This window comes from Mycolicibacterium madagascariense, from assembly GCF_010729665.1.
Taxonomy (GTDB): Bacteria; Actinomycetota; Actinomycetes; order Mycobacteriales; family Mycobacteriaceae; genus Mycobacterium; species Mycobacterium madagascariense.
Window position 1 is genome coordinate 67716 of record NZ_AP022611.1, and the last position, 26704, is coordinate 94419.

Consider the following 26704-nt stretch of genomic DNA (forward strand, 5'->3'; position numbering starts at 1 on the left):
ACCAGCATGGTGGCGATGACGCGGGAATCTCCGCCTTCGCCGGCACGGCGACTCGGGCCAAGGGGATGCGGTCCGCCAGTCGTGCGTCCCTGGGTTGGTCGGAGCCCCGTCGATGATGGGTGTGCGGGCGTGTCCTGGACGGCGCCGTCGAGCGGGTGACAGCGGTCCAACCGGCTGGCGACGACGCGGTGAATCTCCCCGGGGACACGCAGATCGCCGTCAAGTGCGAATCCTGACCCCCACGTGCGACGGCCTCCTCGGCGACGTCGCGACCGAGCACCGGTTCGCGATGACGCTGATCGCCCCGGCATGACCCTGCACGACGCGGTCGCCAGATTGCCCCGTGGGCTGGGTCATGCGGGGGCGTCGACCACCGGTTGCGGCTCGGGGGACTTCTTCACCACGCTGATGTGAGGATCGAGCAGCCCCTCGTCGATGGCCTTGATCATGACGGCGACCGGCTTGGACTGCATGCGGCCGATGCGCAGCCCGTTGGCGACGAACCACAGCTTCTCATGGCCAGAATGTCGCATCGAGGTGCGGACTTCCCCGCGGGAGTCGATGTTCCAAACCGTGGCGAGGCCGTCGGTGACCTCGTCGCCCAGGATGGGGCGGACGGATTCACGAACGTTGGTGTACCCGGTACACAAGACGACGATGTCGGCCTGTTCCTCGGTGCCGTCGGCATACTGCACACCGGTGGCGGTGAATCTGGCGATGTCGCCCTGCTGGATGCGTATCTTGCCTTCGATGATGAGCTTCGACGCGCCCTTGTCGATGTAGTAGGCGCCACCGGTGGTGGCGATCGGTGTCAACCCGGCGTCGTCGGGGCCCAGCGTGGTGCGGAATCCGGCGGCTTCCAGACCTTGCAACAACTCGGCGTCGACGTCGGCCATCTTGCGCGTGACGATCGGCCCCAGCTTGCGGGCCAGTGCCGTGGGGCTGATGCTGGCGAGCAGGTCGGCGTCGTCGATGAGCATGTGGTCGTGGCCGTAGAAGCTGCCGAATTGAATCGGCACCCCGCGGTTCTGGGAGTAGACGTAGGTCGGGCTGCGCTGCACCATGGTGACGGTGGTCGCGCCGTTCTCGTAGGCGTCTTGCGCCACGTCGTGACCGCTGGAGCCGCTGCCGACCACCACGACGCGCTTTCCCGTCGCGGTGCGCCCGCCTTGATAGCCACTGGAGTGCACGATCTGACCGGCGAACTCGGCCATTCCCTCGATGTCGGGCATCTTGGGCAGACCGTTGAGGCCGGTGGCAATGACGAGGTGGTTGGGGTGCAACGTCCGCGCTTCGCCGTCGCGGTCGAGCTGCACCGTCCACCGGCCGGACTCTTGGTCGTAGACGGCACTGTGCACCGTGGTGCTCGTCCACAAGTTGAGTTCCATGTTGGTGACGTACTGCTCGAGCCAATCGGCGAGGAAGTCCTTCGAGAGGAACACCGGCCAGCTGGGCGGGAACGGCATGTAGGGGAATTGGACGGCCCACTTCAGGTCGTGCAACGCCAGTCCGCTGTATCGCAACCGCCAGTTGTCCCCGGCGTTGGCGTAGCGGTCGACGAGTAGCGTCGGCACTCCCAGCCGTTCCAGATGCGCCGCGAGAAACATTCCGGAGTGACCGGCGCCGATGACCAGCACGCTGGGCTCGGACTGGGTGAAGGCGCGGCGTTCCTCGGCCAGCTCGGTGGTGCTCTTGCGCTGACCGGCCGGTACGGCGTAGTTGAACTCAGGGAGGTCGACGTCGGCCATCGTGGCAAATCGGAACGGGAACTCCTTCAGCCCAGTCAGCAGGGTCGAGAGTTGGATCGCCACCCATTGCCCGGCCTCGTTGGCCAGTCGGATGACTCCGCGACCCGTGGCCACGTTAGTGGTGAAGGTGTACATCGCTTCGATGTAGGTGTCGTTGTGCAGCCGTACCGGATAGTGCTCGTCGAGTTCGACGCTGCCCATGCCGACGTCGGGCAGTGCGGCGGCGAGGACCTCGCCGATGTCGTCGTGGCCGTGCATGCCGGTCAGATCCCACGTCAGGGCATAGAGATCCCGCCACCACGGGTCCTCGGCCAAGAGGTCGACCACGCCGGCGACGTTGCCTGCGGAGACGGCGTCGTTGAAGTCGCCGAGCCACGCCAAGGCCACCGCGCGGTAGTCGGTGTCCACGGCCGGGGGCGAGGTGTCCGGTAGGAGTTGCGTCATGCTGGGCTGGACCTCCTGGTGAGCGGGATGAACGGCGGATCGACATTGGTGAGCACTGTGGCGAGCACATCGTCACGCTGCCGCACGACGCGGTGCCCGCGAGCGGCCCGCACGTTGTGTCGTTGGGCGATCCCAAAACGGCCGCCCCTCATCGCAATGATGTTACAGCATGGTAGCAGCGGCGGCGGACGTCGGACGGACTCGCTGCTAGTTGACGTTGTGGGCTGTAGGTCTCTACAGTCGAACATAGTTGTACGATCATTGCAGCCGGTTCAGTCCCAATTCAGCGAGGTTGGCGACCTGATCAACCCGCGTACCGGCCATCTCGCCACCCCAGACATGATGCATAGCGAAGGAGAGGGGTTCGGATGCCTCCCGGTCAACAGACGCGCATCACCGACTTCAGCCATCACGACAGCGCGTTCGCGCGCGACCCGTTCAACACGATCACCCGCCTGCTGACAGACGAGCCAGTGGCGTGGTCTACCAAGCACGACGGGTTCTGGGTGGTCAACCGCTTCGACGACGTGACCTCCGCCTTCCGCGACTACCGGACGTTCAGCTCGCAGCGCGGCGCGGCGATTCCGGTGCTGAACCTCGGCGGTGACCACATTCCGGTCTCCATGGATCCACCCCAGCATGCCCAGTACCGGAAGGTCCTCAACCCCTGGTTCACCGCCGAGGCAATCGCGGCGCGCGAGGACGGCATCCGCGCCTTCGTGCGCGAGGTGATCGAGCCGCTGGCGAAGGTGGGCGAGTGGGACTTCGTTCCCGACGTCGCCAACGTCGTGCCTGGATCGGTCATCCTGGGCATCATCGGTTTCGGCGCCCAGCGCCGCGCCGAATTCTTGAGCCGGATGGAACTGGCCATGTCTCATCAGGCGTCGACCGATCCAGACACCGTCGAGCAGATCAAGCGCGACAAGGAATGGATCGACAACGAGATCCTCGAACTCATGCGGGCCCGCCGCGCCAAGCCCGAGGGCGACCTGATGTCGGTCCTCGCCAACGACCCCCTCGGCGACGGGAACGAGCTCACCGACGAGCAGATGCTCGGCGTGGGCATGCTGTTGGTGCTGGCGGGTTTTCACACCACCAGCGCGGCGTTCGCGGCGATGATGGTCCACCTGTCCAAACACCCCGATCAGCGCCAGTGGCTCATCGAAGACTTCGGCCGAATCCCGGCGGCGATCGAAGAGATCATCCGGGTCTACTCGCCCGCCACGGCGGAGGGCCGATACGTCACCCAGGACGTCGAACTCGGCGGCGAAACGCTCAACGCGGGTGACATGGTGCTGCTCAACATCGCCGCCGCCAACAAGGATCCCAGCAAATTCGAGGACCCGTTCCACGTCGACTTCCAGCGCGACAATCGTCGGGCCATCTCCTTTGGCTGGGGCGTGCACCGATGCCTCGGACAGCATCTCGCAAAGGCGATCCTGCGGATCGAGATCGAGACGGTGCTGGAATCGATGCCGGGGTACGTCGTCGACTTGGAGAAGACCGTGGTCTCCGACGCCATGGGCATCGGATTCGTTCACGACGCCGTACCTGCGCGACTGGTCCGCCCGTGAGGCCGGGCATTCACCGCAGGTTGTGTGAAAGCAACGCCGTCTGCGTAGCCCTTGCGCCCGACGTCTTCGATCTCGACGAGGACGGCATCGCGGTGCCGTTGGTCGCCGAACTGGACGAATCTCAGGAGGACCCGACCCGGATGGCGGTCGACGGTTGCCCGCGGGCCGCCGTCTTCGTCCGCCGATGAGTGATCGGGTGTGGACGCGCCGTCGGCGGCACGGCCAGACCGGGCCACCGGGATGCTTACGACCAACGCGGTAGCCGCGAGATTGAGATTGGTACATGGAATTCGACTACATCATCGTCGGCAGCGGGGCTGGCGGATCAGTCCTGGCGAGCCGACTCAGCGCCGACCGGGGGAGCCGAGTCCTGATTTTGGAGGCCGGTGCCTCCGACCGCGGCCCCGTTCACCGGGTTCCCAAGGGCTTTGCGTTCACCATGACCGACCCGAAGTTCACAACCAGCTATGTCACCGAACCGTCGCAGCCGGGCAGCCCTGGTGACACCTGGTTTCGGGGCCGCGTGGTAGGGGGTTCGACCACGATCAACGGTTTGGTGTGGAACCGCGGCTGGCGGCCAGACTTCGACCGCCTCGAGGCCGAGGGAAACTCTGGCTGGGGATGGCAGACGTTCCTGGGTGCCTATCGCGACCTGGAGAACTTCCGCGCCGGCGTGCCGACCCAACCCGGCCTGCACGGCCGCGGCGGACCCGTCGACGTCGAGATGGCCCTGCCCGCCGAGGAAGTGTGCGAGGCGTTCCTCGGCTCGGCAGCCGCGGTGGGTATGCCACGGACCGCCGACGTCAACGGATCCGACGACGACCGGGCGGGCTACGCGCAATTCTCGACGCGTCGGGGTCTGCGTGTGAGCGCCTCCAGTGCACACCTGCGTCCATCCCTGCGACGGGACAACCTAACCCTGGTCACCGGCGCGACGGTTCAACGCATCCTGTTCGAGGGCAAGCGCGCCGTCGGAGTACTCGTTGACCAGGGTGGACGCCGCCGCGAATACCGTGCCGCCAGGGAAGTGCTGGTATCCGCCGGGGCGTTGGAGTCGCCCTTATTGCTTGAGCGCAGTGGGATCGGGCGCGGCGACGTCCTCCAGGCTGCAGGCATCGAGCAACGCGTGGAGAGCCCCAACGTGGGTGAGCGCATGTCCGAACATCGCGGGCTGCGATTCATGTACCAGGTCAAGGGCGCCAAAGGATTCAATCACCAAGTCAACTCACAGCGTGATCAGCTGCTGACCGGGGCGAAGTTTCTGCTGACTCGACGCGGCATCATCGCCCAGGGTTCAGCGAGCGTGCTGACATACTTCTCGGCTCACCACGACGCCACCCGGCCCGACGCCATCGGCTTCTTCAGCCCCATGTCGACGAAGACGGCGACCTTGCACGACAAGAAGCTCGCCACCGCCGACGAACCGGGAATGATGGTGGCGGTCTATCCGCTGCGCCCGACCAGTCAGGGCTCCATCCACCTTCCCTCCGCCGGCGCCGGCCCGACACCGGTAGTCACCGCCAACTTCTTGTCTACCGACTACGACCGTGCACTGATTGTGGCGATGGCTCGGCGCATGCGTGAACTGTTCGCCAGTGGACCGGTCGCGCGGTTGGTCGACGCGCCGCTGTCACCGGCGTGTGAGATGCAGGACGACGACGAACTGGTCCAGCACGCCTTGACCGCTGGGGCGAGCGGCTATCACACCTTGGGTACCTGCGCGATGGGACCAAATGACGCCGATGTGGTGGACAGCGAACTCAAAGTACGTGGCGTGGAAGGACTTCGGGTCGTCGACGCCTCGGTCTTTCCCCACCAGCCCAGCGGGAACACCTCGGCGCCGACCCAGGCGCTGGCGTGGCACGCCGCTCGACTCATCTTGGCCGATGCCTAGCCGCGGTTGTGAAGCGGGTGACCGTGCCCCGGTTGACGTGACCTACATAACTCGGCAATAATTCGAACACAATTGGTTCATGGCTTGCAACACTAGAGCCGGGGTAGTCAGCCGCCAACGCAAACCGCACTCATGAGAACAGGACCGCTGTGAACATCGACTTGCAGGACCCGGAACTCTTCCGCGAAGGCGCGCCCTACGATGTCTACAAGCATCTCCGGGAAACCGATCCCGTGCACTGGCAAGACGAAGCCGACGGGCCGGGCTACTGGGCATTGACGCGTTACGAGGACATCAAGCGCGTCGAACTCGACTCCGAGACCTTCTCCAATGAACCCACCGTGCTGATCTCCGACGTGGGCATCGCCGGAGACGAGACGCATAAGCACCTCATCTTCTCGGACGCGCCGCACCACACCGAGCACCGTCAACTCCTCAGCAAGGAGATTGGCCTGAGCCGAATCCGCAAGGCTCGAGAGGGCATGGAGACGTTGGTCGACTCGATCATCGACGTCGTCATCGAGAAGGGCGAGGCCGATTTGGTGGTCGACTTGTCGAGCAAGATGGCCAGTTTTGCAATTGCGGACCTGATGGGCCTCGACCGCGCGGAGTCGTTAGAGATGTTCCACGCCGCAGAGATCCTCACGCGCAACGTTCCGGTCACCGAGGGGATCGGGCTTGAGGCAATAACCACGATGTTCACCCATGCGTCGCAAGCTTGGGCTCAACGGTCCGCCGATCCCCGTGATGACACGCTAAGCCGCATTGCGCACGCCGAGATCATGGGCAATCCCGTCGACGAGTTCCAGTTCCAGCTCGACTACCAACTGTTGGTGAGCGCGGGCAGTGACACTTCGCGCAACGTGCTCTCCACCGGCATGATCACCCTCTTCGAGCACCCCGAGGCCAGACAAGCTCTGCTGGACGACCCCACCCTGCTACCCAAGGCGCTCGAAGAGATCTTGCGGTATACCCCGCCGATCATGGCGATGCGCCGAACGACGACGGCTGACACCGAAATTGGAGGGACCAAGATCGGCAAGGGTCAGAAGGTGGTGATGTACTACGGTGCCGCCAACCGCGACCCCGAGGTGTTCGACGACCCCGACACCTTCGAAATTCGCCGAAAGGTCAACCCGCACATGACCTTCGGCGGGGGACGTCATCACTGCCTGGGCGCGCACCTCGCGAGGCTCGAGCTGACCACGATGTTCTCGGCGATGCTGCGTCGCATGCCGGACATGGCGCCCATCGGTCCGGTGGACTGGCCCGAGCTGGGGACACCACCCATGGTGGGCGGCCCGGCCGGTTTGCGGGTCGGCTTCACCCCCGGGACCCGCATCGTCGAAGACTCCGTCGCACCAATCTTCGCATGACGACGCCGACGTCGGCCCAGGAGCAGCACTTATGAAATTTCGCGTCGACCTCAACGCCTGCCAAAGCATGGGCCAGTGCAGTTTCACTGCGCCGGACCTGTTTCCCCTTGACGACGACGGAGTGTTGGAGTTCGCCGAGCCAGGTGCGCAGGAGTACGTCTCGGAGGAATTGACCGCAGACGACGGGGAGCTGGCCGAGGAGGCGTCGTTCCTGTGCCCGATGCGTGCCATCAGCATGCATTGACCGATCCGGGGTGGCGCACCGACCCCGCCCACCAAATGGCCGGCTGGCTGGCCGCCTTCACTACTTTCAACGAGGGAACTTGATGACGACCACGACGAGCGCTTCGGTGCGGACCAGCGCCACCTACAAGACGGTTAACCCTGCGACCGGTGAGCAACTCAACGACTGGGGCCTACTCGAGGACGACCAGGCCGATTCCGCGCTGACCCGCGCCCACGAGGCGTTTCAGGTGTGGCGATGGGTGCCGGTCGACGAGAAGATCCGACTGTTCACCAGGGTGGCCGACCTCATCGACCGCGCAGCGCCAGATCTGGCACGACAGACCGCCCTGGAGATGGGCAAGCCGGTCGCCCAGGCCACCGCCGAAGCCGGGATCTGCTCGGCGATGTTCCGTTACTACGCCGACCGGGCTCACGACCTCCTCGCCGACGAAGCCGTCGAGCTCCCTGGTATGAGTAGAACCGTCATCCGACGCGAACCCCTTGGCGTCATCCTCGGCATCGAGCCGTGGAACGCCCCACTCTTCCAGGCGATGCGCGCCACCGCACCAAACCTCATGGTGGGCAACACCGTGCTCCTCAAACCCGCCAACATCTGCGCCGGGTCGACGCTGATGTTCGACGACCTGTTCGTCGAGGCTGGATTCCCGGCCGGGGTGTATCAGACGGTGTTGACTACTCGTCAACAGGTCCTGGGCTACATCGCCCACCCGAAGGTGCGGGCCGTCACCCTGACCGGTTCCGACGACGCAGGTTCCGTCGTCGGCGAATTGGCCGGCAAACACATCAAACCCGTCGTGTTGGAGCTGGGCGGCTCGGACGCGTTCGTCGTACTCGACGGTGCCGACGTCGCCAAGGCGGCGGCCACCGCCTCTACCTGTCGACTGTTCATCGGGGGTCAGGCGTGCGCCTTGCCCAAGCGCGTGATCGTCACCGACAAGGTGGCCGATGAATTCACTTCGTTGTACCTGGAGGCGTTCCGCAGTCAGGTCATCGGGGATCCGCTCGACCCGACCACCACCATGGGCCCACTGTCGAGCCCGTCGGCCGTCGCCGAACTACAAGCCCAGTACCAGGATGCCGTCGACCTCGGGGCGACGGTCTTGGAAAGCGGGGGACCGCTGGACCGGCCGGGCAATTACTTCAAGCCCGCCGTTCTCACCGACGTGACACCCGAGATGCGGCTCTATCACGAAGAGGCCTTCGGGCCGCTGGGTTTGATCTACCGCGTGCCCGACGCCGAAGCGGCCATCGAGCTCGCCAACGACACCAAGTACGGACTCGGTGGGACGGTGTTCTCCGAAGACCTCGACCAGGCGGCGTATGTCGCCGCGCGTCTGGACACCGGCGGCGTGGGAATCAACGCCTGGTTGGGTGCACCGATCGACATCCCATTCGGGGGCACCAAGGCCTCAGGGGTGGGTCGCGAACTGGGCAAGACGGGCATGGACTACTTCGCCAACATCAAGACCTACGCAACGGCTTGATCGACGGCGCATGCCGACGACCCGCAACGGCGTGGCCGTTCGATCTACGGAGATTGGAGACCGGTCATGCACGAACCCTTGGTGCGCAACGGCACGTCTGTGCGGGGATGGTTGCGGGTGACGCTGGCGCTCATCTGCGGGCTGTCCATTTGGACCGCGACGCAGGCGAGGGCCGACGGCATGGAAACACTCATGGTCCCGTCGGCGGCGATGGGCCGCGACATACCGGTCGCATTCCAGGCGGGCGGGCCCCACTCGGTCCTACTGCTCGACGCCTTCAATGCGGCCCCGGACGTAAGCAACTGGGTCACCGCCGGCCACGCCTTGAGTTCCCTTGCTGGCAAGGGTGTTTCGATCGTGGCGCCAGCCGGCGGAGCTTACAGTCTGTACACCGACTGGGAGGGCGACGGCGGCAAGCAGTGGGAAACCTTCCTCACCAGCGAGCTGCCAGATTGGCTCACCGCCAACAAGGGTCTGGCACCGCACGGCAACGCCGTGGTCGGGGCCTCGCAGGGTGGTACCGCGGCGCTGACGTTGGCAGCCTTTCACCCCGACCGTTTTCGCTACGCCGGCTCGCTGTCAGGCTTCCTCACGCCTGCGGCGACCACGATGAACGGGGCCATCGCCGCGGGAATGGCGCAGTACGGCGGCGTCGACACCCAAACCATGTGGGGACCGGTGCAGCTCGGCCGATGGAACCGACACGACCCGGCGGTGCACGTGCAACTGTTGGTCGCCAACGACACTCGGTTGTGGATCTACAGCCCCTCGACCCTGACGTGCAGCGATCCGGCGGCCATGATCGGGTACTGCGACCAGGCACAAGGGAGCAACCGCGACTTCTATCATCGCTACCGCAACGACATGGGCGGTAACAATGCCCACTTCGACCTGCCGGTCGGAGGGCAGCACGATTGGGGAAGTTGGGGTCCACAATTGGCGGCGATGTCCGCCGACCTCACCGCAACCATCAGATAGGCGGTCGGCCGGGAGCTGTGGGCAGCCAGATACCTCCGTTCGTCGACACCCTGCCGCCCGGACGTTGGTGGTGCGGCGGAGCGGCGGAGCCAACTTCTGACATCGACGCCCCACACCACCACACGTCGGCGGCGCAGACTCAGCATCGGTGCACCGACGGCAGGAGCGAACCGCTTCTCTCACATGCGATGACCTTCGAGCGGAGGCGGCTGGCATTCTCGGCCCGCCGGTAATTCACCTTGGCCGGCCGACACGGATACCGTCGGTGCCCGCCGCCGTCCCGGAGCGCCGCGCAGTCAGCAATCGCGTCGCGCTGCGACGGGGGAAGACGAGACCACGCACGGCACGGGCCGAAGCAGTCCGCGGGGACACACGAAGAAGCTGGTCGGGCTTTTCTGGGCGCGGTTAGGTCCTGTCGGCCAACTGTGAGAAGACACCATTCATTGACAATTAGTGATCTGCGCCTCTAATCTAACTTCAACATTGCAGCTTGGTTGAACATCACAGGCCGACCTGCGCAGCTACCACAGCCAGACGCCGCGGCAAACCCCGGGTCCTTAGCTGCAGCAGGCCATGAGAGGGAAGTCTAGAAATTGCCCAACCCGCAGCATGGTTGTCGAACCGGCGGCCCCTCCACGGTGAGCGCCACATGAGCGAAGTCGACTACGTCGCCGAACCGTCGACCTTCGACCGAGTCAAGGGCGGCACGCTGTGGTCCGCCACGGCGACCCGCGGCGCCAAGCCGTTCCGGGCCGTAGGCGGATTCTTCGCCATGGCGCTGGACACCCTGATACTCATCCCGCGTCGGCCATTCGCCTGGCGGGAGTTTCTCCAGCAGTCGTGGTTCGTGGCAAGGGTGTCGCTCGTGCCCACGCTGTTACTCGCCATCCCGTTCACCGTGCTCCTGGTCTTCACCTTCAACATCCTGTTGCTCGAGTTCGGCGCGGCCGACTTCTCCGGCACCGGTGCCGCCTACGGCACGGTCACCCAGATCGGTCCCGTCGTGACCGTGCTGGTGGTCGCCGGTGCCGGTGCCACCGCCATGTGCGCCGACCTCGGAGCCCGCACCATCCGCGAGGAGCTCGACGCCCTGCGCGTGATGGGGGTCAACCCCATTCAGTCCCTGGTCGTTCCGCGGGTACTGGCCGCGACCCTGGTCGCGACCCTCCTGTCCTCGGTGGTCATCGTCGTCGGGTTGGTGGGTGGCTTCGTGTTCTCGGTGTTCGTCCAGCACGTGACACCTGGCTCCTACATCAGCGGTCTGACCGTCATCACCCACGCCGCCGACGTGGTCATCTCCATGATCAAGGCCGCCTTGTTCGGATTGGCCGCGGGACTGATCGCCTGCTTCAAGGGGATATCGGTCGGCGGCGGCCCGGCCGGTGTCGGCAACGCGGTCAACGAGACCGTCGTGTACACCTTCGTGGCGCTGTTCGCCATCAACATCATCGCCTCCGCCGTCGGCATCCAGGCCACGCTGTGACCGCCGCAGCACCCAGCAAGCGCCGCGCGCCGCTGACCCGACAAGCCAAGGGCTGGGTGAACGGCCTGACGCGCATCGGCACCCAGGCGCAGTTCTACTTTCAGACCGTCGGCGCCATCAAGGACGTGTTCGTCCACTACCGCATCGAGATGATTCGGTTGATTGCCCAAATGAGTTTGGGCGTCGGAGCGTTGGCCGTCATCGGCGGCACCGTGGTGATCGTTGGCTTCCTCACCTTGTCGACCGGAGCTCTGGTCGCGGTGCAGGGTTACAACCAGTTCGCCGACGTCGGCGTCGAGGCACTCACCGGGTTCGCCTCGGCATACTTCAACGTTCGACTCATCGCACCGGTCATCGCCGGAATCGCGCTGGCGGCCACCATCGGCGCGGGGGCCACCGCGCAACTGGGCGCGATGCGCATCAACGAGGAAATCGACGCTTTGGAAGTAATGGGCGTCCGTTCCATCGCCTACCTTGCGTCCACCCGTGTCGTGGCCGGCGTCGTCGTGGTCATCCCCTTGTACTGCGTGGCCGTGCTCTCGGCCTTCTGGGCCGCCAGGTTTGGCACGATCTTCATCTACGGGCAGTCATCCGGGGTCTACGACCACTACTTCAACACCTTCCTCAACCCCACCGACATCCTGTGGTCGTTCTTCCAGGCCGTCGTGATGGCAATCGTGATCATGCTTGTCCACACCTACTACGGATTCACCGCGACGGGTGGCCCGGCCGGTGTCGGCGAGGCCGTGGGACGCGCGGTACGCACGTCCTTGATCGCGGCCGTGTTCGTGGTGGTGTTCCTCTCGCTGGCCATCTACGGCCAGTCCGGCCACTTCAACCTCGCCGGGTGACGGGATGAATCGACCACACGGCACCCACCGCGTACACCCACTGTGGTGGACCGCCGCGCTCTTCGTCAGCATCACCGCGCTCGTCCTGTTGTGCGTGTCGATCTTCGCCGGCACGTTCCGTTCCTACGTACCGGTCACACTGAGCTCCGACCGAGCGGGCCTGGTGATGGAACCCGGCGCCAAGGTGAAGCTGCGTGGGGTGCAAGTCGGGCGGGTCGCAGGCATCACCGGCGGCCACGGCACGGCGAGTCTTCAACTCGAGATCGACCCCGACCAAGCCGACCGCATCCCGGCCAATGTCGGCGCCGAGATCGCGTCCACCACGGCCTTCGGCGCCAAGTACGTCGACCTCATCTACCCGGCCGACCCCAGCGTCAAGAAGATCGCCGCGGGTGCAGTCCTGCAGTCGCGCAACGTGACCACCGAAGTGAACACCGTCTTCGGCAATCTGGTCGGGCTCCTCGACCAGATCGACGTGACCAAGCTGAATTCGGTGCTGACCGCACTGTCCGACGGTGTCCGCGGCAAGGGCCAACGAATTGGGGAAGCCACCACCGCCGCCAATGAGGTGCTCCAGGCGGTCAACCCCAAGATGGACACCGTCGACGCCGACCTCCGCTCATTCAAGGGGTTCAGCGACGCCTACAGCGCCGCCGCCCAGGAAATCTTGACCGTCTTGGACGACGGCAGCACCACGGCCACCACGGTCACCAACCACGCCAAAGACCTAGATGCGTTGTTGCTCAACGTGATCGGTTTCGCCAACGACGGCACCCAACTGGTCGCCCCCAACAGGGACAACCTCATCAACGGGATCAACGTCCTGGAACCCACGACGAGCCTGCTCCTGAAGTATCAACCGGAATACACCTGTCTGCTGGTGGGCGCGAAGTTCCTCTACGACCACGGCGCATACCGTGACATCGGCGGCAACGGCAGCTCTATCGTGCAGGACGGCAGCATCGGTTTCGGTGACGACGCCTACCGGTACCCGGACAACCTGCCGATCGTCAACGCCAAGGGCGGGCCGGGCGGCAGACCGGGCTGCGGCTCCCTTCCCGACGTCAGCAAGAACATGCCCGTTCGATATCTGGTGACCGACACCGGGTTTGGCACCGGCCTGGACATGCGACCCAATCCCGGCATCGGTTTCCCCGGGCTGATCAACTACTTCCCGGTCACCAAGGGCACCCCAGAGCCGCCCAAGGTCCGTTACGAGGGTGGCCCGGCGCCCGGGCCGCCACCGGCCTACCCCGGCGGCCCGCCCTACGGTGCGCCGCTCTACGGACCGGGTGGGGTACCGCTGTGGCCCGGCGTGCCTCCAGCACCGCCGCAAGCAGACGCCGCGCCCGCGCCCGCACCTGCAGCCCCCGGCCCCGGAGGGCCCATGTTCCCCGCCGAGGCGAACCCCGCGGCCCAACCACCGCCGCCGGACAACGCCCCCGTCGCAGCGCCCGCTGCGGAAACGCCGCCAGCATCATGACCGTCGACGAACCGAAGGAGGTGCAACCGTGAACACGAAGATGTCGCGTGTGGTCGTCAACCTGACCGCCTTCGTCCTGGTGTGCGTGGTCGCCTCGTTCGGCCTCTTGGCGATCTTCGCCAACCTGCGGTTCTCCGACGAGCGGAACTATCTCGCCGACTTCACCGACGTCAGCGGTCTGAAGGTCGACGACTTCGTCCGCATCGCCGGCGTGGAAGTCGGCCAAGTCAAGAAGATTTCGATCAACGACCAGTCCGTCGCGGTCGTGGAGTTCACCGCTGACCCCTCGGTAACTCTCACCCAAGGCACCAAGGTCGCCATACGGTGGGCCAACCCCATCGGCGACCGCTACGTCTCCCTGCTCGAAGGCCCAGGCGACCCCCATCGGATCAACCCAGGAGACACCATCCCGATCTCCCGCACCGAACCTGCGCTGGACCTGGACACGTTGCTGGGAGGTTTCCGGCCGCTGTTCCGCGCCCTGAATCCGCAAGACGTCAACACCCTTTCTAGCGCACTCATCCAAGCCTTCCAGGGCGAAGGCGACACGATCGGATCGTTCCTGGCCCAGGCGTCCACCGTGACCAATACGCTCGCCGACCGCGATCAGCTGATCGGGCAGGTCATCACCAACCTCAACGTCGTCCTCGGCTCGTTCGGAGACCAGACCGATCAGCTGGGCAAGACCGTCGACTCGCTGTCGAAGCTGATCAAGGGATTGGCCGACCGCAAGACCGACATCACCAACGCCATCGCCTACACCAACGCAGCCACCGGAACCATCGCCGACCTGCTGTCCCAGGCCCGTCAACCCTTCAAGGACACCGTCGCGCAAACCGACCGTACCGCGGGCATCGTCGTCGCCGACCATGACTACTTCGACAACCTTCTCGCGACTCTGCCCAGTGCCTACAAGGCGTTGGCCAACCTCGGCAAGCGCGGCGACTTCCTCAACGAGTATCTGTGCTCAATCAGCATCAAACTCAACGGCAAGGGCGGCCAACCGGTGTACGTGAAGCTGATCTCGCAAACCTCAGGGCGGTGCGCACCGAAATGAAGTCCTTCTCCGAACGCAACCTCTTCGTCGTAGGCGTGGTAGGCGTGGTCCTGACCGTCGGCACCGCGATCGCGGCCTTGAACTTCCACAGTCTGCCCTTCGTCGACTCCAACGACGACTACTCCGCGGCCTTCGCCGAGGCCGGAGGCTTGCGTGCCGGCGCGCCCGTGCAGGTCGCCGGATATCGGGTAGGGCAGGTCTCCTCGGTCGACCTGGACGGCACCCACGTGCTGGTCAAGTTCGACGTCCAGGACGACGTGCGCCTCGGCCAACTCACCGAAGCCAACATCAGGACCAAGAGCCTGCTCGGGTCCAAGGTGCTCGAAGTCACCCCCCGGGGCGACGGGCGCCTCGCCGAAACCATTCCACTGGCACGTACCCGCTCGCCGTATCAGCTGCCCGACGCGCTGGGGGACCTGTCGTCGACGATCAACGGGCTCAACACCGATTCCGTGTCCAACGCGCTGGCCACCTTGTCCGACACGTTCAAGGACACCCCGCCCGCGCTGAGGGACGCCGTGGCAGGCGTCGGCCGCTTCTCTCAGTCACTCGGAGACCGCGACGCTCAACTCCGTACCTTGCTGGCCAACGCCAGCAAGGCCACCTCGGTGCTTTCTGCGCGCGCCGACGAGATCGTGCAGCTCGTCTCCAACAGCAACGCACTGCTGGCTGCACTACGAACGCAAAGCACTGCGTTGCAACAGGTCTCGGGCAACCTGTCGGCGTTCGCCCAGCAGCTCAAGGGGTTCATCGCCGACAACGGTGCGCAACTGCGTCCGGCCTTGGACAAGCTCAACGGCGTGTTGACCATCGTCGACAACCGCAAGAACGACCTCACCCAAGCCATCAAGTACCTCAACCAGTACGCGATGTCCCTCGGTGACGCGGTGGGGTCGGGCCCCTTCTTCAAGGCCATGATCCCCAACCTGCTGCCGGGACAATTGTCCCAGCCCTTCATCGACGCCGCGTTCCGTGACTTGGGACTGGACCCCACCACGCTCGCACCGTCACAAGCGTCCGATCCCCAAACCGGCCAGCCAGGCACCCCGCCGTTGCCGGTTCCCTACCCCCGCACGGGCCAGGCCGGCGATCCGCGGCTCAACTTGCCCGACGCGATCACCGGCAACCCCGGCGACGAACAGTGCGGCCCACCCGGGTTGCCGTTGCCGGGGCCAGGGTGTTACCCCCTGCGCGAACAGCTGCCACCCACAGCACCAGGCGGCCCGCCGCCGGGACCCCCGTTGGTCCCACCTGGTTCGGAACGGACCACCGACCCCACGCCGGCACCGATCTTCGTGCCCGCCCCCGGTGAACCGGGTTCGCAGACAACGGCTTCCGAGCCCACCGGAGGACAATGATGCGTACGCGCCATCTGCGGATCGGACTGTCCGTCGCACTGGTCCTCGCCCTCGTCGCCGGCGCCTTCGTCGCCTACCAAGGCTTCGACAAGGCGAACCGAACGCACGTCGTGGCGTACTTCGACACCACCAACGGTCTGTTCACCGGCGACGAGGTCCGCATCCTGGGCGTACCCGTCGGCGTCATCGACAGCATCGAGCCGCAAGCGCAACGGGTCAAGGTGGGATTCTGGGTAGACGACTCCTACAAAGTGCCCGCAGACGCCAAGGCCGTGATCGTCTCACCGCAACTGGTGACGGCCCGCGCAATTCAGCTGACCCCGGTGTACACGACGGGTCCCCAGATGCGCGACGGGGCCACCATCCCCCTCGACCGTACGGCGGTTCCGCTCGAATACGACGATCTGCGAGCACAACTGGAGAAGCTGACCACCGCGCTGCAGCCGACACAGCCCGGGGGCGTCAGCACCTTGGGAGCATTCGTCGACACCGCGGCGGACAACCTCCGCGGCCAAGGCGCCAACATCCGCTCGACGGTCATCCAACTGTCCAAAGCACTCTCCGCCCTTGGTGATCACAGCGGCGACACCTTCACCACCATCAAGAACATTTCAGTGGTGGTCTCTGCTCTGCAGGACAGCGCGTCCCTGCTCACACAGCTCAACGGCAACCTGGCGACGGTAACCGGACTGCTGACCAGCGACCCCAACGCGGTGGGCAACGCGCTCTCCGACCTCAACTCGGTGGTCACCGACGCCACCCAGTTCATCAAGGACAACCGCGACTCCCTCGGCACCGCCACCGACAAGCTGGCGTCGATCTCCACCACCGTCAACTCCAACCTCGACGACATCAAACAGGCCTTGCACGTCTTTCCCAACGCCGCAGCCAACTTCGCGAACGTCTACCAACCCTCGCAGGGAGCTCTCACCGGCGCCATCGCCCTCAACAACTTCGCCGACCCACTGAGGTTCATCTGCGGATCGATCGAGGCGGCCTCAAGACTCAACGGCGAGATCTCCTCCAAACTCTGCATGCAATATCTCGCCCCCATCGTCAAGAACCGGCAGATCAACTTCCTGCCAATTGGCGGAAACCCCATCGTCGGCGAATCGGCGCGGCCCAACGAGCTCACCTACAGCGAAGACCGCTTGCGGCCCGACTTCGTCCCCCCGCTGCCCGCGGCGCCAGCAGAGCCCGACCCCGCCCTGGCGGTCTCGGTGGGGGACACCCCGCCCCCCGACGCCACTGCCACAGATCCCGCCGCCGGTTTGCCGGGACTCATGGTGCCCACCCAAGGTGGATCGTGATCGCCGCCGACCGTCCGCTGACCCGACGCTGGGGCAGAACGGCGTTCCTCGCCGCCGTCGCCACCATCGTCGCCGGATGTCAATGGCAGGGCCTGAACTCGCTGCCGATGCCCGGCACCCAAGGGGGCGGTGACGGTTCCTACACAGTGCAGGCGCAGCTGCCCGACGTCGGTGTCATCGAACGCAATTCGCGGGTTCGCGTCGGCGACGTGAACGTCGGCACTATTACCAACATCGAGCGGCAAGGGTGGCACGCGTTGGTGACCATGAGACTCAACGGTGACGTGTCCCTGCCCGCCAACACCACCGCAAAGATTGGACAAACGAGCCTGCTGGGTTCCTTGCACCTGGAGCTGAACCCGCCAAGCGAAGCCCCAGCTGCCGGCAAGCTCCACGAAGGTTCGCTGATCCCGCTGACGAACGGCGGCTCCTATCCCAACACCGACCAGACATTGGCGGCGCTGTCGATGCTCCTCAACGGTGGCGGCATCGGTCAGCTCCAAGACATCAACGCTGCGTTCGCCACGGCATTCTCCGGACGTGAAGGCGACCTTCGTAGTCTCGTCGACCAGGTCAACGAGTTCGTCGGGCACGTCAACGACCAAACCGACGACATCATCGCCGCCACCGACAGCTTCAACAAACTCGTGGACCAGTTCGCCGCCCAGAAACCCGTGCTGGACAAGGCGTTGCACACCATTCCCGACGCTCTCACCGTGCTCGCCGATCAACGCAACAACCTGAGCGACGCCCTGGACTCATTTGGCAAGTTCAGTGCAGTGACCGCCGACGCCGTCAGCCAGACCAAACAGAATCTGGTTTCCGAACTCAAAGCCGCCGCGCCGGTCCTCAATTCCCTGGCCAACGCAGGCCCCGCCTTGACACGTTCGCTGAGCATGCTGACGACCATGCCCTTCCCCATCGAAAACATTCCCAAGCTGATCCGCGGCGAATACATCAACACCGACGTGGTGTTCGACCTCACCCTGAGCCGGCTGGACGCCAGCTTCCTCACCGGCACCCGCTACGAAGGCGTCCTCACCAAACGCGAGTTGAAATGGGGACGCACCATCGGCCAAGCGCCAAGTCCGTACACCGTGGGCAACCCGCTGGTCGCCCCCTACCACCTCGATCAGGGGCCTTAGCGTGCTGACGAAGCGAATCAAGATACAGCTGGCCCTGTTCGGGGTGATAGCCGTGGTGGCCGGAGCCATCATGGCGTTCGGGTACATCAGGGTGCCGGCGATGTTCGGGGTGGGGCACTACACCGTCACCGTGCAACTCCCCGACGCAGGAGGGCTGTATGCCTCCGGAAACGTGACCTACCGTGGGACCGAGGTGGGTCGTGTCACCGACGTCCGCGTGACCGATTCGGGGGTCGAGGCAGTGTTGGACCTCAACTCCGACATCAAGATCCCGTCGAATCTGGACGCTCAGGTGCACAGCACCTCTGCCATCGGCGAGCAGTACGTGGCACTGCTTCCGCGCAACGACGACGGACCCGCACTCAAGAACGGCGACGTCATTCCGATCAGCCGCACGTCGGTCCCCCCGCCCATCGGCCAGCTGCTCGACGCCGCCAACCGGGGAGTCAAGGCAATACCTCAAGGCAACGTCAAGACCGTCATCGACGAAAGCTACACCGCCGTCGGAGGACTGGGGCCCGAGATATCACGCATCGTGGACGGGTCCACTCAGCTGGCCACCGACGCACGCGCCAATCTCGACCCGCTGCTTGCCCTCATCGACCGAGCGCAGCCGGTCCTCGACTCGCAAACTGACTCAGCCGACTCCATCCGCGCGTGGGCCGCGCACCTCGCGGACCTGTCGCGTCAGGTGAAGACGCAAGACGCGGCCGTCACCGGGCTGCTGCAGAACGGCCCCGCCGCCGCCGACGAGGGTCGCCAACTCGTCGACCGGCTCAAGCCAGCCCTACCCATTCTGTTGGCGAACTTGGTCAGCATCGGTCAGGTCGCCGTCGTCTATCAGCCTGCGCTCGAACAGATTTTGGTTCTCGAACCTCAGATCGTCGCCAGCATGCAGGGCGCAGAGGTTCCCAACCTAGACAACCCGCGACCGTTCCCCGGAATCTACGTCAACTTCAACCTCAACCTCAACGATCCGCCACCATGCACGACTGGATTCCTGCCAAAGGAACAGTTGAGCCCCCCGGCGGTGACGAGCATCCCGGACCGCCCCGCCGGCGACTTGTATTGCCGGATCCCGCAAGACGCACGAAACGTCGTGCGCGGCACCCGAAATCTGCCCTGCATCACCCGGCCCGGCAAACGCGCGCCGACGGTGAAGATGTGCGAAAGCGACGAGCAGTACGTGCCGCTCAACGACGGCGACTATTGGAAGGGCGACCCCAACGCCACCGACACCGGCCAGGCAGTTCCGCAGCTGCCCCCCGGGACCCCTCAGCAGGGGCAGGGGCCGACACCTCCGGCTGCCGTCGTGCAGTACGACCCGGCGACGGGCAGTTACCCCGCGCCCGACGGAAACGTCTACACCCAAGGCGACCTCGCCCAAAGCACGGAAGGCAAGACATGGCAAAACATGATGACACCGCCGAAGTAGACAGCCCGCCCATCGACGACGGCTCCGCGCTCGACGCCGACGACGCCGACGGGGATGACGGCGCCGAGGGGGACCACGACGGTCCGACGACCAAGGACGACGCGTCACCCGACGACACCGCAACAGATGTCGAACCCGGCGAAGACACACGAGCACCGTTCTGGCGACAGAAGCTCGCCAGCCCGACCGGCGCGGCCGCAGTCTGCGTGACAGCCATTGTCGCGCTGGGAGCCCTCGGCGGCATCCTCGGACACCAACTCCTCAACGAGCGTCAGGAAAGCTTGCGGCGGGAGGTCTTCGTCCAAGCGGCCCGACAAGGGGTGATCGACCTGACCACGATCGACTACACCAGCGTCGAGGCCGACGTCGCCCGCATCCTGGACTCGTCCACCGGAGCTTTTCACGACGACTTCCAGACACGGTCCCAGCCGTACGCCGAAGTGATCAAGCAGGCCAAGACGAAGTCTCAAGGCACCGTAACCGCAGCCGCCATGCAGTCCCAAGACGGCGACACAGCCAAGGTCTTGGTCACGGTCTCGATGAAGATGTCCAATGCTGGTGCACCGGAACAACCTTCGCGCAACTGGCGAATGCTCATCAACGTCCAGAAGACCGGTGACACCGCCAAGGTGTCCGACGTGCAGTTCGCGACATGACCACAGCTACACCGGATCTCACCCACCGACGAACGGAGACAGCGTTGTCCACGCACGCACCGACCGACGAGCGGATCGACAAGCCCCACACCGACGGCGTTATACCCGGCCTAGAGGAACCGTCCGACATCCCCGATTCCGACACCTGCGAACCCACCGCCGCCGGTCACGCCGGCGATGACGATGACGAGACGGCACCTTCAGGGGACGGCGAAGAATCCGACGAGACGCCCCAGGCGCAGGGATCCTCCGACGACGGCACGCAATCCACTAGACGACCAGTGCCATGGAGTCGGGTGCTGGCGTTTGGCATCCTGCCCGCACTAGTGATGCTCCTCGCCGCCGGTGTCGGCTACCTCAAATGGCAAGAGGCGAACTATCGCGGATCGGAAGTGGCCGCGGCACAGTCGGTGTCGGCGGCCACCGACACCACGGTGGCCATCCTGTCCTACCAGGCAGACACTGCCGACAAGGAGCTCACCGCTGCGCGCGACCGGCTGACGGGCAGCTTCCGCGACGACTACACCAAGCTCATCAACGAGCTCGTCATCCCAGGGGCGAAGGAGAAGAAGATCTCGGTCACTGCGACTGTTCCCCAAGCCGCATCGGTCTCGGCCACCCCGAATCACGCCGTCGTCCTGGTGTACGTCAACCAGACGACGAACGTCGCAAACGACCCACCCAGCGACACGGCGTCCGCCGTTCTCGTCACCTTGGATAAGGACGGCGACAACTGGCTGGTGTCCAAGTTCGACCCCGTCTAATCCAAGCTGATCGTCTAAGCATTTGCCCGCACGAAGATCATCGAAGAGGAGACGGCGACAATGGATCCCAACCCCGACTACGACGTTAGCGATGAGCTCGAATACCTGTTCAACTTCATACCGTGGGCGCTGCGCGGCGTGTATCCGCCGCCGGCATACCCATCGGTGTAGGCAAAGCCTGCACGGACGGCGCCACCGGATGGCTACCACCCCTGGCGAGTCGGCCAACAGTAAACCTTGGTGTGTGAGTACGGGGAAGACCTCGTCGGTCACACCGGTCAGTGCACAAGACGAAAGCGGAAAGGTCGCGCGTGGGCATTGGTATTCAGGTTGAGGGACTGACGAAGTCCTTCGGGCCCCAGCGAATCTGGGAGGACGTCACCTTCGATCTCCCGGCCGGTGAGGTCAGCGTGTTGCTGGGCCCGTCCGGTACCGGCAAGTCGGTGTTCTTGAAGTCGCTCATCGGTTTGCTGCGCCCCGAGCGCGGCAAGATCGTCGTCGACGGCACGAACATCCTCGAGTGCTCGGCCAAGGAGCTCTACGAGATCCGCACGCTGTTTGGGGTGATGTTTCAGGACGGTGCGCTGTTCGGGTCCATGTCGCTGTACGACAACACCGCGTTCCCGCTTCGTGAGCACACGAAGAAGAAGGAATCCGAGATCCGTCAGATCGTGATGGAGAAGCTCGACCTGGTCGGTCTGACCGGTGACGAGACGAAGTTCCCCGGCGAGATCTCCGGCGGTATGCGCAAGCGCGCCGGGCTGGCCCGCTCGCTGGTGCTCGACCCGCAGATCATCCTTTGCGACGAGCCCGACTCCGGTCTGGACCCGGTGCGTACGGCGTATCTGTCGCAGCTGCTGATCGACATCAACGCCCAGATCGACTGCACCATCCTCATCGTCACCCACAACATCAACATCGCCCGCACGGTGCCCGACAACATGGGCATGCTGTTCCGCAAGCACCTGGTGATGTTCGGTCCGCGCGAAGTCTTGCTGACCTCCGACGAGCCCGTCGTCAAGCAGTTCCTCAACGGCCGCCGCATCGGCCCGATCGGTATGTCCGAGGAGAAGGACGAGTCGACGATGGCCGAGGAGCAGGCCATGATCGACGCCGGTCACCACGACGGTGGCACCGAGGAGATCGAAGGCGTGCCACCGCAGGTGAACGCCACCCCGGGTATGCCGGAGCGCAAGGCCGTCGGTCGTCGTCAGGCGCGGGTGCGCGAGATCATGCACACCCTGCCGCCGGCCGCGCAGGAAGCCATCCGCGCCGACCTCGACGGCACCAACGCCCACAACTACAACGGCGACGACGCCACCGCGCGCAATCGCAGCACCGAAGAAGAGGCCCCCACGGCGTCGATCTCCGTCGTCCACGACAGCGGTGTCCGGTGAACCGCGCCGACGAGAACGTCCTGGCCTGGTCACTCCTGGACGAGGCGACAGATCTCCTCACCCGCACGGCGCGAGCGGCCGTTTGCGTGATGATCGGCGCCGGAGACGAGGTGGACGCCATTCACGGGCTCCTGCGTCTCCTAGCCGACCACGGGGTCGAATTGCCCACGCAGCACAGGGCCCTTGTATGGGACTGGGTGTGGGGATACTTCGGCAGCGATGACGAGGACGCCCTTGCCGCGCTTCTGACGCGCCTGGGCGTACCGGAGATGCGTCGCCCGGTAGTAATTGCGCCGTCGGTGGTCCCGCCTTCAGGGATTTACGACCGACGTCCAAAGCGGGTACACGACAAATACCCGGTGTCGAAGAGAGCATTTTCTGGGTCCAAGCAGGTCAAATCGTTCCACGACGACATGCGTAACGAGAGGGTGTCATGAAGCGCCGCGCCGAATCCGTCGCCGTCCTCGCGGTTGCCGCGATCTTCGCAACGCTCGGTCAACAATCCGTCGCTCGCGCCGCCCCCGCGCCCGAAGTCGAGTACACCTACGACGTCGTCGTGCGTCGTCACTACGACTTCCCCAACAACGACGCCATCGGCTACGGGTTCGGAATTTGCGGCAAGGTACGCGGCGGCGAGAGCTACCCCCAAATCATGGGCGAGGTCAAGACCGATGTGACGCCGAACGACGAGTTCGCCGCCAACTACCTCGTCTCCTACGCGGTGGGCATTCTATGCCCCGCACAAATTTGGCAATTACGCCACTCCGCCGCAGGGTACGTCCCCCCATCGGGCTGACGCAACGTTGAGCGCGCCAGTCCGTGTATTGCGGCAGTCCGACGAACTCCTGCCGCACCATTCTTTACGGTTCTGCCCTGCTCTCCGCCACTGGGGACACGTCGCTGCCGGTTCATAACCGTCAATTCTTTCAGCGACGGCCGCCAGAAGCGTTCCGGACGGAGCCACCAGCGGTTTGGACCCCGTCGGCTCCGGGGGCGAAACTCTGACTCAGTTCCGGTGGCACCAGTCGCACCGCCCGATGGACGGACCTTCGAGGCGTGCCGGGGATTGGCCGCTCTCGTGTCAGCTCGGCTGGGGTCAGCAGCAGCGCGGCTGGAGCTTGAAGTGACCATCCAGCGGCCGAGGTATCAACGAACGTGTTTGAACGAACTGGGCTCCGCACCACCATCTTTCAATACCGTGACGATAATGAAGACGGTTACGTGTCAACTTCACGTTTCCCGCAGGCTTCATGGATAATAAAATTATCCTTGAATGCATCAAACGCGATGCTGGTTGCGGGGGAGGGCTTTTGGCCGCCGTCCGGGTGTGCAGGGCATTGTTGACGTAGGTGAGCAGGTGGATTGTTCGTCTGGTGTATTGCAGGCGGGCATTGGGCGATGCGCACGCCGTCGACCGGTCTCGGCGCTCGGTCGCCAGCGTCGAGACCGAGGGTGTCGCAATCTGCACGTCGCTCGACGGCTGACGTCGTCATCGATACGTCACCGTGACGAAAACAGTCGCGGACCGCGGATCCGGTTACAAGCACACCGGTTTGACAGCCCCGTTGGGGCTGATTGTCGAAGCGTCGGCGCCGCCCGTCGGCTGACGACTTTGTGCTTGCGGAACCCCTGCCCGTGCGCGTCACTACTTTTGGACTCTGGCAGGGGCGCGCTACCAGGTGCCCACCCGCAGCGGATTCGATGCCTACGACCAGTACCGCCTGGCCAACGGCACGCCGCGGTATCCGCAACGGCCCGTCCTGGCCGGTGCCGCCATCTCGCAGGCGGTCAGTGGCGGCGGCACTCACTCCGGAGCGATCACCGGCAAGGTGATCGCGGTCAGCAGCCTGCTGGACGCCGACGCGTTCCCGTGGCACGCCGACTGGTACGGCAGGCAGGTGCGTTCCGCACTCGGCGCCGGGTTCGAGGACACCTTCCGGTTGTGGTTCACCGACCACGCCGATCACATCGCACCCGGTCGTACCCCGCGCTTGATCGACTACACGGGCATTGTCGAACAGGCGCTCCGCGACGTCGCGGCTTGGGCGGAGCATGGTCGAGCGCCTGCACCGTCCACGCGCTACACCGTGGCTGGCGGCCAAGTCGAGGTCGCCGCAGCAGCTGCACAGCGCCGCGGTCTGCAGCCCAAGGACGACGTCACGGTGGATGACCGCCAAAGCTTCACCACCACCGTCGGCCAACCGCTTCGCCTCGATGCGGAGATCGCCGTGCCCCCAGGCGCGGGGTCGGTCGTAGACATTGCCTGGAACGCAACCGGGCTGGGACCGTTCGAGCCGGTTCAGTTCACCGACTCTTCGCGCGTGTCGCACACCGTCACCTACTCGGCGCCGGGCACCTACTATCCGGCCGTCCGGGTCAGTGTGCAGCGTGAAGCAGACCGTCGGACACCATTCGCCCGTATCGAGACGCTGGGCCGGATGCGCATCGTGGTCCACCCCTGACCTGCGGGAGCACTCAGCGCTACCCGAACTGTGTGATGCCGCCGTCGACGACCAGCGACTGCGCGGTGATGTACGCGGATTCGGCGCTGAGCATGAACACGGTTGCGTAGGCGACGTCCCACGCGCTGGCCTGGCGGCCCAGCGGCCAGCGGATCTTCGTACGGCCCGTGACGGTCGCGTCGCCGACGCGGCCCAGCGGCGTGTCGACGGGGCCAGGAATGACGTAGTTGGCCCGGATACGTCTCGTCGCACCTTCGAGCGCGACATGCCGGGTGAGTCCGAACAACGCGGCCTTCGAGGAGTCGTAGGCGGGGAAGCGGGTGCCGGCCTTCAGTCCGGCTGCCGACCCGATGAACACGAACGCGCCGTCCTCGTCGAGCAGGGGCATTGCGGCTCGCGCGACGAGGAAGTGCGACCGCACGTTGACCGCGAAGATGTCGTCCCACAACTCGGGTGTCGTGCCTTCGAGACCTCTGCCTTCCCCGTAGCCCACGTTGGCCACGACGCCATCGACACCGCGAAGATCTTCGTGAGCCTGCTCGACGAGTCGTACGCACGCCGCGTCGTCGCGCACGTCGGCGACAATGGCGACCGCGGCGTTGCCTTCCTGGGTGCAGAGGTCGGCGGTGAATCTGGCGGCCACTTCGTTGACGTCGACGCACGCCACCCTGGCTCCCTCGCGCGCACACAGCACGGCGATCGCGCGGCCGTTGCCGAGGGTGACCTCTGGATCTGGTGAGGGGCGTGAACCGGCACCGACGACGATGATCCTGCGGCCGGTCAGCCGACCTCGACCAGCGGCGGTGCCAGCCGACTCGGGGGCGAGAGTCATCGCCCGAACGTAACACCCACGCTGTACGGATGTACAGTCCAGTCATGACCGAAGAGAAGGAGCAGCGAACTTCGCCGCGGTTGGCGCCGATTCCCGCGGATCAGTGGGATGACGTCGCCATTGCGGCGATCCGTGAAGCCTTCCCCGCGAGCGCAGTTGAGGCTTTTCGATCGAAGGGGCGCGCACCGAACGTGCTGGCCACGATGCTTCATCATCCGGCGCTGGCCGCATCGTTCAACCGATTCGGCAACGTGCTGCTGGCCGAGCCGGCGATCGGTCATCGCGAACGAGAATTGATGCTGCTGCGCGTGGCCTGGCGCACCCGAGCGCGTTACGAATGGGTGCACCACGTCCGGCTGGCGAGGACTTACGGAGTCGACGCCCTTGACGTCGCGGCGATAGCGAAGGGCGACTCAGGATCGTGGTCACCGCTGGAACGCGACCTCGTCGCGGCAACGGATCAACTGCTCGACGACTACCGCATCGACGACGACACCTGGGGTCGGCTGCGCGGCCAGCTCAGCGACGAGCAGCTCGTCGAGCTGCCCTTCATCGTCGGGGCCTATACGTGCCTGGCGATGGCGTTCAACAGCTGGGAGCTTCAAGTCGAGGTCGGGGTTAACACGAGTGGCGTTCCGCCGCTTCCGGATCGGCCCGCCCCGGCAAGCGAGTGACGTCCGTCCAGTACCATACGACCGTACAGCGCACGTCGTCGCGCTGAACTTGG

24 protein-coding genes and 1 pseudogene are annotated in these 26704 nt (G+C 65.1%); 23 read left to right on the forward strand and 2 right to left on the reverse strand.

Going from position 1 to position 26704, the window contains the following annotated elements; all coding sequences use genetic code 11:
- Positions 1-353 precede the first annotated feature (353 nt).
- Positions 354-2192 (reverse strand): flavin-containing monooxygenase, encoded by a 1839-nt coding sequence (locus tag G6N60_RS27390; RefSeq protein ID WP_163744731.1) that lies wholly within the window; start codon positions 2190-2192, stop codon positions 354-356.
- 368 nt (positions 2193-2560) lie between these two features.
- Here G6N60_RS27390 and G6N60_RS28765 point away from each other — a divergent pair, with 368 nt between their 5' ends.
- The 22 genes and pseudogenes from G6N60_RS28765 to G6N60_RS27495 all read left to right on the forward strand — a co-directional run bounded on the left by G6N60_RS28765 (position 2561) and on the right by G6N60_RS27495 (position 25145).
- A complete protein-coding gene (locus G6N60_RS28765) occupies positions 2561-3766 on the forward strand; it encodes a cytochrome P450 (RefSeq protein WP_163744734.1) in 1206 nt (401 codons plus the stop codon).
- Between the two features lie 20 nt (positions 3767-3786).
- Positions 3787-3954, forward strand: a complete 168-nt coding sequence (locus G6N60_RS28770; protein WP_246241389.1) for a ferredoxin — start codon at positions 3787-3789, stop codon at positions 3952-3954.
- A 95-nt stretch (positions 3955-4049) separates the two neighbouring features.
- Positions 4050-5660 (forward strand): GMC family oxidoreductase, encoded by a 1611-nt coding sequence (locus G6N60_RS27405; protein ID WP_163744738.1) that lies wholly within the window; start codon positions 4050-4052, stop codon positions 5658-5660.
- A 149-nt stretch (positions 5661-5809) separates the two neighbouring features.
- On the forward strand, positions 5810-7036 hold the full coding sequence (locus tag G6N60_RS27410) for a cytochrome P450 (protein ID WP_163744740.1): 1227 nt from the start codon (positions 5810-5812) through the stop codon (positions 7034-7036).
- Positions 7037-7067: 31 nt separating this feature from the next.
- Entirely contained in the window at positions 7068-7280 is a 213-nt protein-coding gene (locus G6N60_RS27415) for a ferredoxin (protein WP_163744742.1), read from the forward strand.
- An 82-nt stretch (positions 7281-7362) separates the two neighbouring features.
- Positions 7363-8766 (forward strand): aldehyde dehydrogenase family protein, encoded by a 1404-nt coding sequence (locus G6N60_RS27420; RefSeq protein ID WP_163744744.1) that lies wholly within the window; start codon positions 7363-7365, stop codon positions 8764-8766.
- Between the two features lie 66 nt (positions 8767-8832).
- Positions 8833-9744 carry an alpha/beta hydrolase-fold protein gene (locus G6N60_RS27425; RefSeq protein WP_170312606.1) on the forward strand — a complete coding sequence of 304 codons (912 nt, stop codon included), beginning with the start codon at positions 8833-8835 and terminating at the stop codon, positions 9742-9744.
- 772 nt (positions 9745-10516) lie between these two features.
- Positions 10517-11227, forward strand: a complete 711-nt coding sequence (locus G6N60_RS27430; protein ID WP_163744954.1) for an MlaE family ABC transporter permease — start codon at positions 10517-10519, stop codon at positions 11225-11227.
- A complete protein-coding gene (locus tag G6N60_RS27435) occupies positions 11224-12078 on the forward strand; it encodes an ABC transporter permease (protein ID WP_163744746.1) in 855 nt (284 codons plus the stop codon). The genes G6N60_RS27430 and G6N60_RS27435 overlap by 4 nt, the downstream gene beginning before the upstream one ends.
- A 4-nt stretch (positions 12079-12082) precedes the next feature.
- Positions 12083-13561 carry an MCE family protein gene (locus G6N60_RS27440; RefSeq protein ID WP_163744748.1) on the forward strand — a complete coding sequence of 493 codons (1479 nt, stop codon included), beginning with the start codon at positions 12083-12085 and terminating at the stop codon, positions 13559-13561.
- A gap of 28 nt (positions 13562-13589) precedes the next feature.
- Complete coding sequence (locus G6N60_RS27445) at positions 13590-14618, forward strand: MCE family protein (protein WP_407665269.1); 1029 nt, start codon at positions 13590-13592, stop codon at positions 14616-14618.
- Positions 14615-15976 (forward strand): MCE family protein, encoded by a 1362-nt coding sequence (locus G6N60_RS27450; RefSeq protein ID WP_163744957.1) that lies wholly within the window; start codon positions 14615-14617, stop codon positions 15974-15976. The genes G6N60_RS27445 and G6N60_RS27450 overlap by 4 nt, the downstream gene beginning before the upstream one ends.
- Positions 15976-17286, forward strand: coding sequence for an MCE family protein (locus G6N60_RS27455; protein ID WP_163744750.1), 1311 nt, complete (start codon positions 15976-15978; stop codon positions 17284-17286). The genes G6N60_RS27450 and G6N60_RS27455 overlap by 1 nt, the downstream gene beginning before the upstream one ends.
- Positions 17283-18431, forward strand: a complete 1149-nt coding sequence (locus G6N60_RS27460; protein ID WP_281355801.1) for an MCE family protein — start codon at positions 17283-17285, stop codon at positions 18429-18431. Before G6N60_RS27455 ends, G6N60_RS27460 begins: the two co-directional genes overlap by 4 nt.
- A 1-nt stretch (position 18432) precedes the next feature.
- Positions 18433-19866 carry an MCE family protein gene (locus G6N60_RS27465; RefSeq protein WP_163744752.1) on the forward strand — a complete coding sequence of 478 codons (1434 nt, stop codon included), beginning with the start codon at positions 18433-18435 and terminating at the stop codon, positions 19864-19866.
- Positions 19836-20522: an Rv1363c family protein gene (locus G6N60_RS27470; RefSeq protein ID WP_246241391.1), complete on the forward strand. Its 687-nt coding sequence runs from the start codon at positions 19836-19838 to the stop codon at positions 20520-20522. The genes G6N60_RS27465 and G6N60_RS27470 overlap by 31 nt, the downstream gene beginning before the upstream one ends.
- Before the next feature lie 44 nt (positions 20523-20566).
- Positions 20567-21286, forward strand: coding sequence for an Rv1363c family protein (locus G6N60_RS27475; protein WP_246241393.1), 720 nt, complete (start codon positions 20567-20569; stop codon positions 21284-21286).
- Positions 21287-21349: 63 nt separating this feature from the next.
- Positions 21350-21457 (forward strand): annotated as a pseudogene (locus G6N60_RS28985) (hypothetical protein); the annotation flags it as partial.
- Positions 21458-21597: 140 nt separating this feature from the next.
- Positions 21598-22683: an ABC transporter ATP-binding protein gene (locus tag G6N60_RS27480; protein WP_163744755.1), complete on the forward strand. Its 1086-nt coding sequence runs from the start codon at positions 21598-21600 to the stop codon at positions 22681-22683.
- Positions 22680-23120 carry a hypothetical protein gene (locus tag G6N60_RS27485; RefSeq protein ID WP_163744757.1) on the forward strand — a complete coding sequence of 147 codons (441 nt, stop codon included), beginning with the start codon at positions 22680-22682 and terminating at the stop codon, positions 23118-23120. The genes G6N60_RS27480 and G6N60_RS27485 overlap by 4 nt, the downstream gene beginning before the upstream one ends.
- The gene (locus G6N60_RS27490) at positions 23117-23479 is read left to right on the forward strand and encodes a DUF732 domain-containing protein (protein WP_163744759.1); all 363 of its coding nucleotides are present in this window, start codon (positions 23117-23119) and stop codon (positions 23477-23479) included. Before G6N60_RS27485 ends, G6N60_RS27490 begins: the two co-directional genes overlap by 4 nt.
- Positions 23480-24362: 883 nt before the next feature.
- Entirely contained in the window at positions 24363-25145 is a 783-nt protein-coding gene (locus G6N60_RS27495; protein WP_163744761.1) for a hypothetical protein, read from the forward strand.
- Between the two features lie 19 nt (positions 25146-25164).
- Here the strand turns inward: G6N60_RS27495 and G6N60_RS27500 are convergent, their stop codons facing one another.
- Entirely contained in the window at positions 25165-25977 is an 813-nt protein-coding gene (locus G6N60_RS27500; RefSeq protein WP_163744763.1) for an SDR family NAD(P)-dependent oxidoreductase, read from the reverse strand.
- 80 nt (positions 25978-26057) lie between these two features.
- On the opposite strand from G6N60_RS27500, the gene G6N60_RS27505 reads away from it, so the two are divergent.
- On the forward strand, positions 26058-26651 hold the full coding sequence (locus G6N60_RS27505; protein ID WP_163744766.1) for a carboxymuconolactone decarboxylase family protein: 594 nt from the start codon (positions 26058-26060) through the stop codon (positions 26649-26651).
- Positions 26652-26704 lie beyond the last annotated feature (53 nt).

What these genes read in the sequence shown, in the direction of transcription:
- G6N60_RS27390 (WP_163744731.1), bottom strand. Translation starts at nt 2,192, where the DNA reads ATGACGCAACTCCTACCGGACACCTCGCCCCCGGCCGTGGACACCGAC.
- G6N60_RS28765 (WP_163744734.1), top strand. Translation starts at nt 2,561, where the DNA reads ATGCCTCCCGGTCAACAGACGCGCATCACCGACTTCAGCCATCACGAC.
- G6N60_RS27405 (WP_163744738.1), top strand. Translation starts at nt 4,050, where the DNA reads ATGGAATTCGACTACATCATCGTCGGCAGCGGGGCTGGCGGATCAGTC.
- G6N60_RS27415 (WP_163744742.1), top strand. Translation starts at nt 7,068, where the DNA reads ATGAAATTTCGCGTCGACCTCAACGCCTGCCAAAGCATGGGCCAGTGC.
- G6N60_RS27420 (WP_163744744.1), top strand. Translation starts at nt 7,363, where the DNA reads ATGACGACCACGACGAGCGCTTCGGTGCGGACCAGCGCCACCTACAAG.
- G6N60_RS27425 (WP_170312606.1), top strand. Translation starts at nt 8,833, where the DNA reads ATGCACGAACCCTTGGTGCGCAACGGCACGTCTGTGCGGGGATGGTTG.
- G6N60_RS27430 (WP_163744954.1), top strand. Translation starts at nt 10,517, where the DNA reads ATGGCGCTGGACACCCTGATACTCATCCCGCGTCGGCCATTCGCCTGG.
- G6N60_RS27440 (WP_163744748.1), top strand. Translation starts at nt 12,083, where the DNA reads ATGAATCGACCACACGGCACCCACCGCGTACACCCACTGTGGTGGACC.
- G6N60_RS27450 (WP_163744957.1), top strand. Translation starts at nt 14,615, where the DNA reads ATGAAGTCCTTCTCCGAACGCAACCTCTTCGTCGTAGGCGTGGTAGGC.
- G6N60_RS27455 (WP_163744750.1), top strand. Translation starts at nt 15,976, where the DNA reads ATGCGTACGCGCCATCTGCGGATCGGACTGTCCGTCGCACTGGTCCTC.
- G6N60_RS27470 (WP_246241391.1), top strand. Translation starts at nt 19,836, where the DNA reads ATGGCAAAACATGATGACACCGCCGAAGTAGACAGCCCGCCCATCGAC.
- G6N60_RS27490 (WP_163744759.1), top strand. Translation starts at nt 23,117, where the DNA reads ATGAAGCGCCGCGCCGAATCCGTCGCCGTCCTCGCGGTTGCCGCGATC.
- G6N60_RS27500 (WP_163744763.1), bottom strand. Translation starts at nt 25,977, where the DNA reads ATGACTCTCGCCCCCGAGTCGGCTGGCACCGCCGCTGGTCGAGGTCGG.